Here is a 17,988-nt window from a genome sequence, read left to right as displayed (position 1 = left end):
CTGCGGTGGCGCGTCAAGACAAGAACTGTTCCTTTGGCGGCGTAAAAGTCTTTCTGCAAGGGAAACAGTTTCATGTTACCCACTGGTTAACCAGTTTTGTCATTGGGCTTTGTATTTTCTACCAATACAGTCACGATTGTCGGCATTGTGATGTGTGAAGAGTTTGTGGTTCCTGAATCGAAGACGCTGGATTGTCGTAGCTGATAGTTTAATCTGGTCTGTTTTTATATGCCCTTAGGGATTTTATATTTAACAGGTTTAGGAAGGTTTCATAGGGTGTCTTATTTATCAAATTCTATTTTAAAAATAAGACACCATCTAGCTGGAGTTTGAACAGGTCGCCGATCAAAAATTCTTTAACTTCTATTAATCTTAACTCGAGAGGTAATTAAGCGGCAGGTGATAAATTTACGCTCTTTCTAGAGAGCGTTGCGCTTAAGAATGCGCAAAATGCCAGAGCTACGATATGAGGCAGGTAAAGTGTGTATTCACTGGTGTGGAAAAAATACAGAGTGGCTTCGCAGGCAATAATGGCAATTGCTGCAGTTGCCCATGGATGCAGTTTTATCAGCCTAGATGCTAATAAAATGAGTGTGAAAACAATTAGTCCATATCCTAGTAAATGGACAACAAAAATTTCCCAAAGGACAGCCCCTTCGTCTGAAAGGAATGCTTTGAAAGCTTCGGGTATAGCGATGGCTGCAGAATATTCTGTAATTAATGGGCCTAAGTATCCGGCGACTAAGCCTATTATTATTCCAGCTATTGTATTTTTCATTGAATCCATTCAATTTTTATAAGGTTGGCCAACTATACCTTATGTGGGGCTGTTAAAGAAAATACATGGCTTGTTGCTGCAAAAGGCTGCGGTTGAAATTGAAGTAATTGCTTTGATTCATCCGATTAATTTACAGGGGCTGAAAAATTTACGGGGAAGGGAAGCTTGGAGTTGGTACTTTGTGGGTGGTTAGCGAAATGATTTTCCACAAAAAAGCGGGCTAAAAGCCCGCTCTCTCATTGTTTTATGGGAGCTTATTGCCCCAATGTAAACAGTGCAGTGTTACCGCCAGTGGCAACAGTGTTAATAGTTTTGGTTTTTTCGCTGGCGAAACGGAACAGGTAGTGCGGGCCGCCGGCTTTGGGGCCGGTGCCGGATAGGCCGTGGCCGCCGAAGGGGTTAACACCTACTACTGCACCAACCATATCGCGGTTTACATAGCAGTTGCCGACGTTGATACGCTTGAATACCGCGTGGGCGCGGCCTTCTATGCGGGAGTGCAGTCCGAAGGTGAGGCCGTAGCCGGTGGCATTAATGCGGCGGATTAGGTCTTCCAGCTCGTCTGCCTTGAAGCGAACTACATGAAGGAAGGGTCCGAAAGTCTCGCGCTTGAGCACAGAGAAGTCTTCAATCTCTACTACCTGCGGGCCGAAGAAGGTGCCTTCGCTGGGCTTCTTCGCTTCCTCAAAAGCAAATAGTGGCTTGGCTTCTTTCGCCATGCGCTCGCGATGGGATTCCAGCATGCCGAGGGCTTTTTCGTCGATAACCGGACCGATATCGGTATCCAGTTTACCGGGATCGCCGAGGGTCAGTTCTTCACACGCGCCTTTCAGCATATTCAGCAGGTTATCGGCGATGACATCCTGTACACACAGGATACGCAGAGCGGAACAGCGCTGACCGGCACTGAGGAAGGCAGACTGAATTACATCGTCTACCACCTGCTCGGGCAGGGCAGTGGAGTCTACGACCATGACATTCTGGCCGCCGGTTTCGGCGATCAGCGGTACAATCGGGCCTTCTTTCGCTGCCAGCTGCTGGTTGATCAGGCGTGCAGTTTCGGTGGAGCCTGTGAAGGCTACACCGCCCAGGCGGGGATCTTCGATTAGCAGTTTGCCCACTGCGGCACCGGTACCTGTGATCAAGTGCAGTACTTTTGGCGGCACGCCGGCATCGAGCATCAAGCGCACGGCGTGTGCAGCGATGATGGGGGTTTGCTCTGCGGGTTTAGCCAGTACGGCATTACCGGCAGCGAGTGCGGCAACTACCTGGCCGGTAAAGATTGCCAGGGGGAAGTTCCAAGGGCTGATGCACACGAAGGTGCCACGACCACTCAAATACAGCTGATTTTGTTCACCGGTAGGGCCGGGCAGTTCGGTGGGTTCACTGAAATGCTGGCGTGCGCCGTTGGCGTAGTAGCGGCAGAAGTCGATAGCTTCGCGCACTTCACTAATGCCGTCATTTAGGGTGCGGCCCGCTTCAATACAAATAATTGCAGCCAGTTCATTGGCTTTATCTTCGTAGAGATCAGCAATTCTGTCGAGAATATCCGCGCGGTGTTTTCCACCCTGGCGATCCCAGTCGATCTGCGCTTCAGTGGCAGAGGCATAGGCCTGCTCAATCAGGTGCTTATCAGTATTCGCGGTGTGGCCAATTTTTTCGCCGGTTGCCGGGTTGTAAACCGGTTCTTCCGCTTCACCCATGGTGCCGTTGACGATAGGGCCACCGAGGAAATGCTTTGCGCGTTGCTGCTCAAGCTCTTTCAGCAGGGGATCAACGGAGAGTGGATCGGTCAGTTCGATGCCGTGTGAGTTTTTCCGTGGCAGGGCTTCTGCGCCCATATAAATATTCTCCGGGACAGGAATTTGCGGGTGACGGTAGGGGTTGCAGGCTTCGCTTTGTTCCAGGGTGTCCTGGACCAGGGCTTCAACCGGCGTTGCCTCGTCCATAAAGCGGTTAACAAAGGAGCTATTAGCTCCGTTTTCCAGCAGGCGACGAACCAGGTAGGGCAGTAAGTCACGATGTGCCCCTACGGGTGCATAGACGCGCACGGGAGCACGCTTGCCGTGTACCGCTTCAATTTGCGCGTACAGCAAGTGGCCCATGCCGTGCAGGCGCTGGAATTCGAAGTCGGTGCGGCCATTGGCCAGCTCCAGGATTAGCCCGACAGTGTAGGCATTGTGGGTGGCAAACTGTGGATAGATGGCATCGCCAGCTTCCAACAGTTTTTTCGCGCAGACCTGGTATGACAGATCGGTGTGGCATTTGCGCGTGTACACCGGGTAGTCCGGCAGGCCCATTTGCTGGGAGTGTTTGATTTCACTATCCCAGTAGGCACCTTTTACCAGGCGCACCATCAGCTTGCGGCCGGTATCGCGACCCAGGGCAATCAGCCAGTCGGCGACATGGGGTGCGCGCTTTTGGTAGGCCTGGAGTACAAAGCCCAATCCTTGCCAGTCTTTAATTTCGGGGTCGCGGGCGAGCGCCTCGAAGATATCCAGTGAGATATCCAGGCGGTCTGCCTCTTCTGCATCGATATTAAGGCCCATATCGTATTGGGCTGCAGCGACACAAAGACGCTTCACCTGGGGGAGCAATTCGTCCATTACGCGATCTCGCTGCAGCACACTGTAGCGGGGGTGCAGGGCGGAAAGCTTGATGGAAATACCGTTGGCTTCAACCACATCCTGCTGGGTGTTGTCTTTGCCGATCTCTTCGATAGCCATCATATAGGCATCGAAGTAGCGGTGGGCGTCGGCCATGGTGCGGGCACCTTCGCCCAGCATGTCAAAGGAAAAGCGGGTGCCCGGGAGGTTTTCTTTGGGGCCGCGCTTCAAAGCTTCCTTGATGGTGCGGCCGAGCACGTACTGGCCACCCATAATTTTCATGGCCTGCATCATTGAGGTGCGCACCATGGGTTCGCCGATACGGCTAACCAGGCGTTTCATCCAGTGGGAGGGACGCTCGGTGATATCCGGGTCCAGCTCCACCACGCTGCCGGTGAGCATCAGGCCCCAGGTTGAGGCGTTCACAAACAGGGAGTCGGACTGGCCACGATGGCTGGACCAGTTGCCGGAATGCACTTTCTCGGCGATTAGTTTGTCGGCAGTATCGGCGTCTGGTACCCGGAGCAGGGACTCCGCCAGACACATCAATGCAACCCCTTCCTTATTGGAAAGGCCGAATTGCTGAAGGAAAGCGTCCAGCGTTCCGCGCTTACTGCGCTGCTGTCGCGAATGATGAACCAGTGCGCGCGAGGTGTTCAGAATTTTCTTGCGCATCTCGTCGCTGGGGCGTGGCGCAGCCAGCAGCTCGCTCACGCAGAGGTTTTCGTCGGCGTGCAAATACTCGCGTGCCCGGTCCCGGGCATTCTGGAGGTCTCCGGCGAAGTTTGTCGACATATCGTCTCCCAAGCTCTATATCTAGGGTCAGAATAAAAAACCGGATTATGTGCGAAAATCGTTAGAATTAATCGCCATAATGTTGCGAGTTGTGGTTAAATATCACGCCTAATTGCGTGATTACCAGTAGGGTATTTTGTAATGTCTCGACAGTTGGAAGATCTTGATCGTATTGATCGCCAAATACTGCGAATTCTGCAACGTCACGGCCGCTTGCCGAATGTGGAATTGGCGCGCAGGGTTAACCTTAGTCCCACCCCTTGCCTAGAGCGAGTCAAGCGGCTCGAAAGGGAAGGATTTATTCGCGACTATGTAGCGCTACTCGACCCGCTCAAAGTTCATGCGGGCCTGGTGGTCTATATCCAGGTGACCCTGAACAATACAGCAACTGAGGCATTGGAAGCCTTTAATGAGCATGTGGCTGGACTGGAGGAGGTCCAGGAGTGCCATATGGTTGCCGGTGGTTTTGACTACCTGGTGAAAATTCGTATTAAGGATATGCTGGGTTATCGTCGCTTCCTCGGTGAAAAGCTGGCATCCGTACCGGGAGTACGGGAAACCCACACCTATGTGGTGATGGAGGAAGTGAAGACTGATACCGCTGTAGCGGTACCGGACCCAGAACCCAGTGTGAAAGGTTCGCGGCGCTAATTGAGCGCAGTCAAATATCCTGTGCGGAGAGAGAGAACTGTAGCGATTTTGCTGGTTGGCTTTTTTATGAACCTGGGTAGGAATCTGAATTCTCTCCTCAGGCCTCAATCATAGGGATTGATTGCTGATTTCATGGCTGAACAGATGGAATTGGCAACCATTGTCGGCGCGGTTTTTATTATGCTCGGCATAGCGATGCGGTACCAAGGTGGGTGCCGTGTGATTTGTCCGTAATAACTATAAGTAGGTACTGTATGGATTTTTCACTGAGCGAAGAACAGCAGATGATTCAGGATGCGGCAAAGCAATTTGCTGACAGTGAACTGAAACCCATTGCTGCCGAACTCGACAAGACCGGTAATAGAGAGCTCTTGTTGGAGAAGCTCAAGCAATTGGCAGAGCTGGGCTTTATGGGAATCAATATTGATCCCAATTACGGCGGTACTGGTGCTGGTACTGTCGCATTCTCCCTGGCGATTGCCGAGCTGGCGCGGGGCTGTGCCTCTGTTGCAACGACCACGTCCGTAACCAATATGGTGGCAGAGGTTATTCAGGCGGTAGGTTCGGAAGAGCAGCGCCAAAAATACCTCCCCAAAATCTGTAGTGGAGAATACCCCGCGGGTTCTTTCTGTCTCACCGAGCCCGGTTCCGGTTCGGATGCGGCCTCTATGCGCACCCGCGCGGAAAAGCAGGGTGATGAATACGTTCTTAATGGCAGTAAGCTCTTTATTAGTAGCGCCGAATTTGCCGGTATTTTTGTTGTTTGGGCAGTGACAGATTCTTCCGCGCCTAAAGGCAAAGGTATTTCCTGCTTCCTGGTTGAAGCCGGCACACCTGGCCTGGTGATTGGCAAGGCCGAAGAAAAAATGGGACAGAAAGCCTCTGTTACCAATGAGGTTTCTTTCGACAATTGTCGTATTCCTGCCTCCCATCTTTTGGGTGAAGAAAATCGCGGCTTTCGCATTGCTGCAGGTGAACTCGCAGGAGGTCGAATCGGTATTGGCTCCCTGGCGCTGGGTATCGGCTTTGAAGCTCTGGATTGCGCCCGGGCCTATCTGCATGAGCGGGAGCAGTTTGGTAAAAAACTGGCGGAATTCCAGGGACTGCAATGGCAGCTTGCCGATAAATATACTGAGATGGAAGGTGCGCGACTCCTATTGCTGCAAGCCGCTTGGCAGAAAGATGCCGGAATGCCGTTTGGCCCTGCCGCTTCAATGGGCAAACTGTTCGCCAGTGAGAAGGCTAACGAGGCATGTTATTTAGCTCTGCAAATGCACGGTGGTGTGGGCTATACCCGTGAATATCCACTCGAACGTATGAGTCGGGATGTGAGAATCACTACAATCTACGAAGGTACCAGTGAGATCCAGCGCCTGATTATTGCCAGGCATTTGCTGGATGTCAGATAATATTTAGTGACACATAAGCCGGCGCTCTTCGTCGGCTTTTTTGTTCTTTTCCCCATAAATTTGTCGGTTATTCTCCTGATGCCGGCATAAATACCCGCCCGTTTAATAGTTTCCTACCTATCCTCTACAAGGGACTCTGCCGCATCACTTTGCGAATCATGGAAAGGAAACAACTGATGAACGTTAACAAGCTGCCGCTGTTTTCGCTGTTCCTAGTATTCCTAGCCTGTTCGCTAACGATCGTAAGTGTCATGGCGCAAGAACCCAATCCCGCCAGTGTCGTCACAATGAAATCAAACCAGGCTGTACTGAAAGAGCTCCCCTTTGCAAATCGGAAGGACTTTGAGGATGTAAAGCGGGGGTTTATCGCTCCTCTACCAAATAATGGTGTTATTAAAAACAGCAAAGGCGATACGGTATGGAACTTGGAGCAATTTCAATTTGCTCGCGATAAAGAGGCTCCTGACAGTGCCAACCCCAGTCTGTGGAGGCAACTGCAATTAATTTCGGAGGGCGGTCTCTATGAGGTGATACCGCGAATCTACCAGGTTCGCAGTGCGGACCTCTCCAATATAACTTTTATTGAGGGCGATACCGGGGTCATTGTTATGGACCCGCTGATTTCTGCCGAGACGGCTGAAGCAGCGTTGAACCTCTATCGGCAGCATCGCGGAAATAAGCCTGTCGTTGCTGTGATCTACACCCACAGTCACGTTGACCACTATGGGGGGGTTCGCGGTGTTATCGATGAAGAAGATGTAAAATCAGGCAAGGTTAAGGTAATAGCCCCGCAAGATTTCCTGATTGAAGCTGTTAGTGAAAATGTCTTTGCAGGAAATCATATGGCGCGTCGTGCCAGTTTTATGTACGGGAACCTGATCCCTAAAGATCCCAAAGGTACCTTAGGGTCTGGCCTCGGTCTTGAAACCTCCACTGGCACCATCACACTGATAGAACCGACAGACTCCATTGTTGAGACCGGGCAAACTTTGGAACTGGATGGGCTTATCTTTGAATTTTTGTTGGCTCCGGGCTCTGAAGCGCCGGCAGAAATGCACTTCTATATTCCTCAACTCAAAGCCGTAACCGCTGCTGAGAATGCAACCCACACCCTGCACAACCTCTACACCTTGCGGGGAGCAAAGGTCCGAAATGCTCGTGACTGGTCTCGCTACCTCAATGAAACCGTGCAGCGCTGGGGTGGAAAAGCCGAAGTTCTGTTTGCACCCCATCACTGGCCAACCTGGGGACCAGAGAATGTGGTGAATCATCTGAAAAAGCAGCGAGACCTATACAAGTATCTCAACGATCAAACCCTACGATTAGCCAATCACGGGTACAACATGGTTCAAACGGCTGAGCTGATGGAGTTGCCTCCAGAGCTCTCACAATATTGGGCCAATCGCGGCTATTACGGCAGTGTAAATCACGATACCCGTGCGGTATGGAATTATTATTTAGGGTTTTTTGATGGCAATCCCGCTCGCCTGTATCCAATGCCACCGACGGCCGCGGGAATAAAGTACGTCGAGTATATGGGCGGGGCCGCCAATATTATCAAGCAAGCAAAGAAAGACTATGAGGCTGGAGAGTACCGCTGGGTTGCGGAGGTGTTAGATAGATTGGTTTCCGCAGAGCCTAATAATCGTGCAGCAAGAGACCTATTGGCAGATGCATTAGAGCAATTGGGCTATCAGCAGGAAAATGGTACCTGGCGCAACTTTTTTTTAAGCGGTGCCAGGGAATTGCGGGATGGCATCCAGCGATACCCGGTTCCTCTGACTGCGAGCCCGGACACTATTCGCAGCATGCCGGCTGGTTTGATTTTTGATTACCTGGGAATTCGGCTCAACGGCCCCAAGGCAACTGGCAAGAATCTCTCCATCAATATCAGCATGCCGGACGTAAACGAAAGGTATGCGCTTGTGCTTGAGAATGCGGTACTGAACTACGGGCCTCCTGTTAAGAATCCCGGCAGTAGCGTGCAGATAAACCGCTCAGATCTCAATGACATCATCTTGGGGAGTGCATCTATCCAGGAGAAGATGGAGGATGGGAAAATCAAAATTGAGGGCGATGCGGGAGAGTTGAAGACATTACTTTCTTTAATGGACCGGTTTGATTTCTGGTGGAACCTGGTTACGCCTGAACCGATGGATAAGATGTCGACATCAGACTTCTAGAATCAGGGCTATTTAGCTTAAATGCAAAGGTAAAGTGCCCCCCTGTGTTGGCGGTATTTTCAACTGTATTTTTGAGTCCGCTTAGATGGTTCTAGTGCATGTTTCAACTTCTTTGATTTATAGCTCTGCGAGTGGTTGCCAAATAAGTAGTTTCTAATGAAACTTGATGTGTTTTTAGCTGTTGGCTCCTACTAGCGGGGCAGAAATAATCAGTACACCCTGGTAATATAAACTGCATGAAATACGATGCCAGAAAACTTAGTACTGAGGAGCAGCACCTCATACGTAAAATTGCTGTTCAGCGAGTATTTGATGGAGAATCTGCGGCGGAGGTTAGTCGTAGCTTAGGGCTGGGGAGCAGAACTATTTTCCCATGGTTAAGGACTGCTCGGGAGAAAGGTATTGAAGCGCTATCTCCAAAAATTAGACCTGGACGCGGTAGAAAACTGTCAGCTATTGAAGAAGAGGAAGTCAAACGATGGATTATTGGTGGCGATCCAAGGCAATATGGCTTTGATTTCGGATTGTGGACACGTCAGATCGTATCGGATTTGATTTTTGAGAGATTCAAAATTGAACTTAGCGTTTCTAGTGTCGGCACACTTCTACATCGACTGGGCCTGACGCCACAAAAGCCTCTACGAAGAGCTTACGAGAGAGATGAGAAGGCGGTGAATAAATGGGTAAAGGAAGTCTATCCAAAGATTAAATCTTATGCGAAAAAAACTGGTGCAGAAATATTTTGGCTGGACGAGGCTAGTATCAGATCAGACGATCCACTCCAAAGGACATGGGGAGAAAAAGGAAAAACTCCAGTGGTAAAAACGAGTGGTCAAAGACAGTCAATCAATGCGATCTCAGCTTTATCGAATAGAGGTGGCTTCTGGTATCATATTTATAGTGGAAAGTTCACGGCAGAAAAGTGCGTAGAATGCTTCAAAAATTTCCAGAGAAGTCAGAAAAGACCAGTGATTCTCATTGTTGATGGGCACCCAGTACACAAATCGAAAAAGGTATTGGAGTATGTCGATTCACAGGATGGAAAGCTTGAAATGGTGTTCTTACCGCCATATGCACCAAACCTAAATCCAGATGAGTTGGTCTGGAATCATATGAGAAATATAGGGACTTCAAAGAGGCCGCTGAAAAAAGGTGAGACACTACTGAGTCGTGCAAATGCAGATTTGCAGAGCATCAAGAAAAATAGAAAACTTGTGAAATCATTTTTTCAAGAGTCGACTGTATTCTTTGCTGCTGCCTAGGTAGTAAGTCCGTCTATATCTAATAGAAAAAATATACAGTGCTGTTTCTCTCATTTTTAAACTTCCTCATTGTGTTCATATTTTTTTAAGTTACGCACAGAATTTAATTTCGTTTCCGCTAAAATTCCGCCCACTTTTGCATTTCATGACTGTCTGGAACTTATATTTTGGACAGTACCTAACATCAAAATAAAAAAACACGGCACTTAAGGCGATTATGGAAAAGTTATTCGGGCAGAAATTATTAGTACTTGCACTAACTGCGGCACTTGCAGCTTGTGGTGGGGGGGGAGGTTCGTCGGATTCTGGCTCCGATTCACCACCCGTGAGCGACGGTGGGGATGATTCCTCATTACCTGATAATGACCCATCGACTGTAACCGTTGGAGATGTATCAACAGCTGAGCTTGGGTTTGCGACAATTACCGCTACAGATATCACTTTGCCTAATGCAATGGTAAATGCTCAGGAGGTTTACCAGCTGGCCCACTATATTGGCCGTACGGACAGTGAGCAGGATGAGGAAAATATTGATATTCCTATCCGTAGCTATACGGCCTCCTGTGCTACGGATACTGACCAGCCAAAAATGTATGTATCCACAACTTTGTCAGAGGGGAATAGTGCCTCTGATACAACTTATGGGTCCGTTTACGAGCTTCAATATAACCCTGATAGCATGAGCTTCGAGCCGACGGGTAACGCCACCATTCTGAATCAATGCTATGAGTCACATGGTATTACGGCCAGTTCGGATTGCTCCAGGGTAGCTGTTTTATGCAATACAGAATATAAGGCCAGTGAGCGATATGATATCGAGAAAGATCTGGTAGAAGAGTACGGTACAACCTGGATGAAGATTGAAGATAATCTTGACAGTGTTGCAGGTACCGATAATGAGGAGAAGTATAATGACCAGATCTGGCTAATGGAGTGGGATAACAAGCCTATAACAGAAACTCCAGATGCCTATGTTGTCAATAAAATGCATGGTGGCACTCATTTGGGGACTCAGGAGCTATTGTACGTAGAGGATGATAGCCAGGGGCGCACAAGCTATGCGTTTTCCGTGACAGCTCGTGTTCTTGTTAGCGGTTCGCATTATTCGGCAGGGCTGACAGTAATCAATCGGGATGACTGGTCAATGTCCTTCTCCGGGGATGATCACCGGGGTTGGTACTGGGCGTGTGGTCATGGCCACGTTCTGAATATTCGAGCCTTTTATAACCCGGGGAATGAGATGTACGGGGCTCTGTGTACCAGCGATGGAAATAAATATTATCCATCCCCGGGCCTGAATGCGATAGCCATTAAAATGGAGGACAGTGGATCCTCTGTTTATGAAGGCACCTATAATCATTTAGTGCCCTCGACAAGTGCAATGATATCCAACGGTGGTGGCCATACGGTTGTCCCGGTTGATGCCGATACAAATCTCTCAGTTATTGTCTCTCCAAAGTACATTGAAGATTCGAACATGGATATGTTCTTACAGGATGAGCTGGGCATTGATACAAGTGGTGATGGCCCCTTAGATGAGGAATGTGCTGATAACGGCATTCGCAATTGCTTCTTCTCATATATCGACAGTGGTGAATATCCCGTAATTTCCAGGCAGGGTCTCTATTCTGGAGATGCCTTGGATACTACTTCCCTGACACGTGTAGGTATTGCAAAAGTTGATGGGGAAGGCAGTATTGAAGGTAATGGCATTGAATGGCTGGCAACGGATTCCGATTGCCAAATTAGTGATCCCCAGTTGGTTGATCTGAAAAATGGCCGTTACTTATTTGGTTACGCGCAGTTCCAGTGTATCTCCGATAACCTCCCGTACAATCGCAGTTACAATAAGAGTGGTGAGGCCATGCGTATGCTGGTGCCAAAAGCCTACTATGTAATGGAGATTGATGCTGACTTAAATGTACTTGAGGGGCCGGTAAAACTGACTGACTACGGTTGGGGTGGTTTGGATGAGCCTATGTACTTGGGTAATGGTAAAGTTGCCTGGAGCTATATTAAGAATCCTACCCTGGATAATTATATAGGCGGCCAACAAAATGTTTGGCAGGCAATAGTTTATCATTCTGACAGCGTAAATTAATTGCGCTGATTTGGGGTAAGCTTAGGCTTGCCCCAAATTGAATTATACCTGTGCATCTGTAGTAATTTATCTCCCTCTCTTTAAGTTGTTTTCGTAACTCAGATATACGTGCCATTACATTAGGGTGCATTATTTTTTATTGTGCTCCTGTGTAATCCATTTCCCAATTTCCCCTCAGTATAATCCCGCGGCTTTCCCGTTCCGAAAACCACTTTTCGTTAACAGTGGTGACAGACGTTCCGACTCCCTGAGTTGCGAAGACTGAAGGTGGAAAGGGCAGAGTACTTTTAGTGGACTTTATTTTGCTTTGAGCTGGCAGCGAAGGAATGTTGCATGGCTGGTTCGTAATCAATAAAGAGTGAGCTATGCAGCTATTTGTTGAGAATACATATGGAATTGTTTACCTGGCTCGAAGAGGTAGCGGTTTTAGCTCCGGATCTTCACTGCCAACTAGTGCTGAGCAAACCCTGGAAATGTTCAGTGTTTCATCTCTTCAAGAAATTTACGATTACTTCCTGGGTATGGGAGGGAGTTGTTCAGATCCTCTTCAACCAGGCAAGCAGCCTTATAGATGGGGTGATTTATCAGCCTCATTCCATTTAGATGCTCCTTCAAGCTACTCCTGGGTTGAGAGAGCTATTTATAAGGAGTTAGTTCAAAACCGCTTGGTAATCGAAGAGGCTCCATTTGCTGATGCGGTGCTAGCCGACAAGCAGTCCCAATTGATTCCTAAAATCGATACAGGCCTTCAGTATATTGTTGACCTAGGGCGAGTTAATTCAAGGTTATCGAACAATGAATCTACTGATCAGAGTGACTTTGCCGGAGGGCTAGCAATATGGCGTAAAGATTTATCTGAAGTAGAGACTTTGGTGAGTTCTATTCGCCCTTTGATGGCGCAGGGGTGCACCGCTAGGAACTATCTGCTGTATGAAAAGAGCATTGAAAAGCAAGATGAAAAATCTATACCGACTTCTAGCAGATCCCTAGTAGATGCGCTTGGTTTCGATGCCAATAAAGTTACCCAGCAGCACTTAGAGTTAGCCTTTGAAGTAGCTGAAACTTTATACCAGGATGCGAGAATACGTGAAACAAGTTTACGTTTCTTCCGCGATTACTTAAAAGCTCTATACCCATCGGAGGTTGCCCTACCAGAAAATGGCCTTTTTGAGATTATCTTAACATTCGCCATGGTAGCATCCATGAGCGATTCCAACGCTGTCGAGATTTCCAAAGATAATGCGGGCTTACTGAGGTCTCTTCAGGGCGTTAGTAACCTAATGCAGGAATTTGCCAAAATCAAAAAGCGTCGCAATGTATTTTTCCATAAACGCGCAGGAAGTACTGAGGGTAATAAGGCGAGCTTCTCTGATCTGAGTTCTTCTGAAGTTACAGTACCACCTTCCTCCGGTGGGCAACCATCAAGTGCAGGAGCGTCGCAAAGCGGTAAAGGAACCGCCAATGATAATTCTGAAGCGGGTTCTGACAGCAGCCAGGGTTCGCAGAGCTCTCAGAATACAATCTCTGACCAGCCCGATAAAGCTGGGACCATAACCGGCACAAGCCATACTGGGAAGGAAGTTCCTAATAATAGTTGTGCTATTGAAGGCGGTGATCCCATTAACTTAAAAACCGGGGAAGAGCGTTTGACCTTAGTCGATGCGCTATTAGACGGACCGCTTCCCCTTGTTTTTGAGCGCACTTACCGCAGTAGTAATCCCAAAGATTTCGGATTAGGTCATGGTTGGACTCACACCTTGGGAGAGAGGTTAATAACGGCACCTGATAAAAGTGTTCAGTTTATGGATGCGGAGGGTCGGGTAATTAGTTTTCCCTTTCCGGGGGATAGTGACCGCAGCCACAATGTTGTTGAGCATTTAACACTTACTCGTGTCGCCGGCGATCATTGGATTATTACCCCTTACGGGGCTCCCAATGGCGTGCAAAAACACTTTAAGGCAACCGGTGTAACAGGAGGACTTAAGCTTGCGGAAATACGTGATGGCTATGGTAACTTCTACCTGTTCCACTATATCGATGAGCGTTTAATATGCATTGAGAGCAGCCTCGGTGAAGCCTTGCATATCAGCCCTCCGCAAGGGCAGTCGAACAGCCTGCGTATCGGTGAGCTTAAGAAGGAAACTCGCGATGGCCACATTAAAGTACTCGCAAGCTATGAGTACAGCGATGTTGGAGATTTGGTTAAAGCCACCGACGCCGATGGTTACAGTGAGCAGTACCAATACCATCACCATGTAATTAAGCAGCGCATCATAAAAACTGGCTACCGTTTCCATTTTGAGTGGGATGCCGAAGGCCCTTCTGCCCGCTGTGTGAGACAGTGGGGTGACCCAATCGATGGTCAGGCGACTTACAATTACCAGTTTGACTGGGACGATGATGGTAAGGGCGTTACTGTTACTGATACCCGTGGCGGCAAAGAGCGCTACCGCTTTAACGACCGGGCCCTGCCGATCTATCACCGCGATCCCGAAGGTGCAGAGACTCTCTACAGCTACAACGACCTGGGGCAGGTTACTCGGGTACAACTGCCCAGCGACGATGGCAGCCTTCGCGAGGAAATTTACCAGTACGATGACCAGGGCCGCCTGATACAAAAGAGCGATGCCGCCGGCAATAACCATCGTATCGAATACAATGCTGAAGGCCTGCCCGCCAAAGTTACCGACCCTGCTGGGAATAACTGGCAAAGGGAGTACAACGAAAATGGCCAGATCGTGGCCAGTAAAGATCCCCTCGGTAACAAGACCCAATACGGCTATAACCCCGTTGGTTTGATCGGTAGTCTTACCGATCCTCTCGGCAATACCACGCGTTATCTGTGGAACCCCGAAGGCAAGCTCGCCGCAGTAAAAGACCCTATGGGCCGTACCCAGCACTACCGGTACGACGGTGCTCGCCGACTGGAAGAAGTGCAGCACGCCCCCGGCCAGCTGACCCGCTATGAATACGACGCTCAGGATCGTATCCATGCGGTGACCACTCCAGACGGTGCTCGTACTCAGTACAGCTACAACCCCCATGGATTACTTACCGAAGTTATTGACTCTGAAGGCCGCAGTACCTGCTATGCCTACGATGGCCTCAGCCAGGTAAAGGCCCGCACCAACCCGGATGGCAGCCGTCTGGAATATCACTATGACGGCGAGCGCAACCTAATCGGGCTCACCAATGAAAACGGCGAGCGCTATCAGCTTAAATACGACTTCAACGAACGCCTGATTGAAGAAGTAGGCTTCGACGGCCGCGTTACCCGCTATGCCTACAACCGTGCCGGCCATTTGGTAAGCTCCAGAGCCGTGACCGATACGGACAGCGGTAAAGGTATCGATACCATCTTCGAGCGCGATCCCTTTGGCCGCTTGTTGGAAGAGGTCACCCCGGACGGCAATACCAATTTCCGCTACAACCGCAGTGGGCAATTGATAGAGGCGGAAAATGCCCACAGCAAATTGCGTTGGGAATACGATGCCAATGGCCGAGTTACCGGCGACTGGCAGGGCAAAGAAAAGCTTAGTCACCGATACGATGCAGCAGGTAATCGTATTGCCACGACCTTGCCCGATGGAGAAGAACTTAAGTTTACTTTTAACCCTGCCGGACAATTCCAAAGCCTGCACCGCCGCCCTTTAGGTAGTAATACTGATGAGTTAATCACTCGTGTCAGCCATGATGAACAGGGTAGGGAAAGCCTGCGTCAACACGGCAATGGGCTGGAAAGCCAGAGAGACTACGATCCACAAGGCCGCCTGCAGAAACTCAGACTGGGCAAAACAAGTAATGTAAATCAGAAGCCAGTGTCCGATCCCACTTCAGGCACAAACCCAGTCCTTGAGCGTGGCTACCAGTACAACAAAGCTGGTCAGATAGCCAAAATTGAAGACAGCCTGCGCGGTAATCGCAGTTACCACTACGACGCTCTGGACCGCCTTACCCAGGTAGAGGGGCCCAACCCAGAGTATTTTGTACACGACCCTGCGCACAATATCCTTGCCGCTGCCAACTCAAAAGACGAAGCCAAACAGCAAGCCAGCGCTACTCAGGTAAAAGGCAATCGTCTCGCTTTTCGTGGTGATACACACTATCGCTACGATATTCACGGCAATCGGATTGCTGAACTGCGTGGAAAAGGACAAAAACTGCAGACGCGCTATCACTACAACAGTCGCCTGCAGCTGGTGCGTGTAGAGAAATTAAAGGTGGCAGAGGGTGTAGAGCAGTTCCAGCAGATAGCGCACTACCAATACGACCCACTGGGTCGCCGTATTAGTAAAGCTATAGGCGATGAGAAAATTGATTTCCTTTGGGATGGCGATACCCTTCTAAAGGAAACTAATGCCGATAATCAAACCAAACAGAACCTCAGTGCCCGTACCTACTACTTCGAACCGGGCACCTTTAAACCGGTTGCTTTAAACGAAAGTAAGCTTGGCAAAGAAGGGGTCTACTACTATCACCTGGACCACCTTGGCACCCCAGATACTCTTACCAACCAAGCTGGTGAAGTGGTATGGAGTGTCGCCTACAAGAGCTATGGCAATATTGCCTTAGCCTATGAAAATCAGATAGAGCAGCCGATCCGTTTCCAGGGGCAGTATTTTGATGAAGAAACTGGGCTGCATTACAACCGGTTTAGGTACTATGATCCGCAGGTCGGGGAGTTTACTCAGCAGGATCTGATTGGATTATTGGGTGGCTACAACAGCTACCAGTATGTGCCCAACCCTAGTAATTGGGTAGATCCATTTGGATTAACAGCTAAGAAAGAGCATTCGAATAGGCAGGCAAGTGCTATTGCGGGACCGCAAATACAGAGAAGCCCCGTTTCCGAATACTGCGCCTTAATGAATCAAGGGGGACAAATTGCAAATTTTATACCACCAAAATCAGAAGAGTTAGGTGAAACAACGACAGTAAAAGAGTTATTATTAACTGGATACTTTCCAGGGCCTGAAGGTATAATTTTAGAAGATAGTGAAGTTGATTATGGTGACTTATATAAGTTGTCGACTCTAAATGGTAGAACTGTTGAGTTTGGTTTGGGTTACAAAATCGGTCCTGACGGAAAGAGAAAATTAATAATTAACAATGGTGGAATTTCTACCATTGGATTTGCTGTCGATGTATACCCTTTGGCCCATACACATCCAACGCCAAACCGGTTCCAGACTGCACCATCAAAAGCCGATCTGAATATTATGCAGCAGCGAGTATCTAAGCTAAGGGAAGAAGATCCGGGTGCTGCGATAGAACCTCATATTATTGTTTATTCAGAAGATGGGGCTACAACAGCATTTAGTCCGCTACCATTTGATTACTTTGAAAAGGAAAGTATTTAATGGATAATTTTTACGGGTTTTCAATTGATGAGATTGAAGAGAGGGTAATCGAACCTCACGGTGGTCTGGATTGCTTTGTTTTGGTTAGATTTCCTGGGTATAAAATCCCAAGATATATATTAGATGGTGGGTTGCAGATGGATTTGGTTGTTGAGGAGGATAATCTTAATGATGCAACTGTGGCATACTTGGAGTATAAAGGAGTGAAAGAAATTGATTGGAGGTGAGCGTAATATTGTTCGCCCCCTCTCTTGTTATTAAAAAATAAATAATATTACTGTTGGCATCTGCTTGATAGTTATTTTCTTTAGTTTTTTATAGGAAATAAATATACGTTTAACGGGGGGTGAGGTGGAGGTTAAATGGGAAATGCAGATAGCGAGTAATACCATTTAGGTGAAGTAATGTTGGGTTGTAAGGTGTAGTTAAAAGATAGTACTGCAGTCGTATTTCATATGTTTAGCGTTGATCTGATGGTGTGTGTGGGCTTACCTCGCTGTCTCTTTTACTGGTATTTAAGTTCTTAATTTGGATCGGATAGAGTCTGTGTTTTTTGAAATTCCCAGGTGCTTAGGAGTGGGAAAGGTGCTCTTGGCTATTTGGTGACGTTGCGTAAGGCAAGGTGTTGGCTACTCTTATCCACTAGTTCTAAGTAGTGATCTATCTGAAAGGATATCCTTTTAGATCGTAGACTTGAGACTTCTGCATGAATATATTGTTGGGTTGAGGCGTGATCATCAAAGATTACGCAGATAAAAGTAATGTTTATTTAAGCAATTGTCTTACTATTGGCCAGTTGAGGTATAGGCATATTTTGATATTTCGTCGGTTCAGTGCTAGTTT

At 48.4% G+C, this 17,988-nt stretch carries 9 protein-coding genes; 7 read left to right on the top strand and 2 right to left on the bottom strand.

From position 1 onward, the window contains the following. Positions 1 to 388 precede the first annotated feature (388 nt). Both ACJJIQ_RS10830 and putA read right to left on the bottom strand, forming a co-directional pair. Entirely contained in the window at positions 389 to 778 is a 390-nt protein-coding gene (locus tag ACJJIQ_RS10830; protein WP_445364593.1) for a hypothetical protein, read from the bottom strand. Positions 779 to 1,032: 254 nt separating this feature from the next. Continuing rightward, entirely contained in the window at positions 1,033 to 4,179 is a 3,147-nt protein-coding gene (gene putA, locus ACJJIQ_RS10825) for a bifunctional proline dehydrogenase/L-glutamate gamma-semialdehyde dehydrogenase PutA (protein WP_445364592.1), read from the bottom strand. Positions 4,180 to 4,320: 141 nt separating this feature from the next. On the opposite strand from putA, the gene ACJJIQ_RS10820 reads away from it, so the two are divergent. From ACJJIQ_RS10820 to ACJJIQ_RS10790, 7 genes are all read left to right on the top strand, one after another. Next, positions 4,321 to 4,830 carry an Lrp/AsnC ligand binding domain-containing protein gene (locus tag ACJJIQ_RS10820; RefSeq protein WP_108732847.1) on the top strand — a complete coding sequence of 170 codons (510 nt, stop codon included), beginning with the start codon at positions 4,321 to 4,323 and terminating at the stop codon, positions 4,828 to 4,830. Between the two features lie 254 nt (positions 4,831 to 5,084). After that, positions 5,085 to 6,239: an acyl-CoA dehydrogenase family protein gene (locus tag ACJJIQ_RS10815; RefSeq protein ID WP_413665396.1), complete on the top strand. Its 1,155-nt coding sequence runs from the start codon at positions 5,085 to 5,087 to the stop codon at positions 6,237 to 6,239. 176 nt (positions 6,240 to 6,415) lie between these two features. Next, the gene (locus ACJJIQ_RS10810; protein ID WP_445364591.1) at positions 6,416 to 8,422 is read left to right on the top strand and encodes an alkyl/aryl-sulfatase; all 2,007 of its coding nucleotides are present in this window, start codon (positions 6,416 to 6,418) and stop codon (positions 8,420 to 8,422) included. 236 nt (positions 8,423 to 8,658) lie between these two features. Further along, on the top strand, positions 8,659 to 9,684 hold the full coding sequence (locus tag ACJJIQ_RS10805) for an IS630 family transposase (RefSeq protein WP_445362554.1): 1,026 nt from the start codon (positions 8,659 to 8,661) through the stop codon (positions 9,682 to 9,684). A 217-nt stretch (positions 9,685 to 9,901) separates the two neighbouring features. Then, positions 9,902 to 11,785: a hypothetical protein gene (locus ACJJIQ_RS10800; RefSeq protein ID WP_445364590.1), complete on the top strand. Its 1,884-nt coding sequence runs from the start codon at positions 9,902 to 9,904 to the stop codon at positions 11,783 to 11,785. Positions 11,786 to 12,150: 365 nt separating this feature from the next. After that, complete coding sequence (locus ACJJIQ_RS10795) at positions 12,151 to 17,145, top strand: RHS repeat-associated core domain-containing protein (protein ID WP_445364589.1); 4,995 nt, start codon at positions 12,151 to 12,153, stop codon at positions 17,143 to 17,145. Further along, positions 17,145 to 17,372, top strand: a complete 228-nt coding sequence (locus ACJJIQ_RS10790) for a hypothetical protein (RefSeq protein ID WP_445364588.1) — start codon at positions 17,145 to 17,147, stop codon at positions 17,370 to 17,372. Before ACJJIQ_RS10795 ends, ACJJIQ_RS10790 begins: the two co-directional genes overlap by 1 nt. Positions 17,373 to 17,988: the final 616 nt, after the last annotated feature.

The organism is Microbulbifer maximicatervae (SeqCode) (assembly GCF_052468295.1).
The sequence above is the reverse complement of the archived record's forward strand: the minus strand, read 5'-3'. Positions and strand labels throughout refer to the sequence as shown.

Excerpts from the sequence above, each read along its gene's own strand:
- ACJJIQ_RS10800 (WP_445364590.1), top strand. The coding sequence starts at position 9,902 with ATGGAAAAGTTATTCGGGCAGAAATTATTAGTACTTGCACTAACTGCG.
- ACJJIQ_RS10805 (WP_445362554.1), top strand. The coding sequence starts at position 8,659 with ATGAAATACGATGCCAGAAAACTTAGTACTGAGGAGCAGCACCTCATA.
- ACJJIQ_RS10790 (WP_445364588.1), top strand. The coding sequence starts at position 17,145 with ATGGATAATTTTTACGGGTTTTCAATTGATGAGATTGAAGAGAGGGTA.
- ACJJIQ_RS10795 (WP_445364589.1), top strand. The coding sequence starts at position 12,151 with ATGCAGCTATTTGTTGAGAATACATATGGAATTGTTTACCTGGCTCGA.
- ACJJIQ_RS10815 (WP_413665396.1), top strand. The coding sequence starts at position 5,085 with ATGGATTTTTCACTGAGCGAAGAACAGCAGATGATTCAGGATGCGGCA.
- ACJJIQ_RS10810 (WP_445364591.1), top strand. The coding sequence starts at position 6,416 with ATGAACGTTAACAAGCTGCCGCTGTTTTCGCTGTTCCTAGTATTCCTA.
- ACJJIQ_RS10830 (WP_445364593.1), bottom strand. The coding sequence starts at position 778 with ATGAAAAATACAATAGCTGGAATAATAATAGGCTTAGTCGCCGGATAC.
- putA (WP_445364592.1), bottom strand. The coding sequence starts at position 4,179 with ATGTCGACAAACTTCGCCGGAGACCTCCAGAATGCCCGGGACCGGGCA.
- ACJJIQ_RS10820 (WP_108732847.1), top strand. The coding sequence starts at position 4,321 with ATGTCTCGACAGTTGGAAGATCTTGATCGTATTGATCGCCAAATACTG.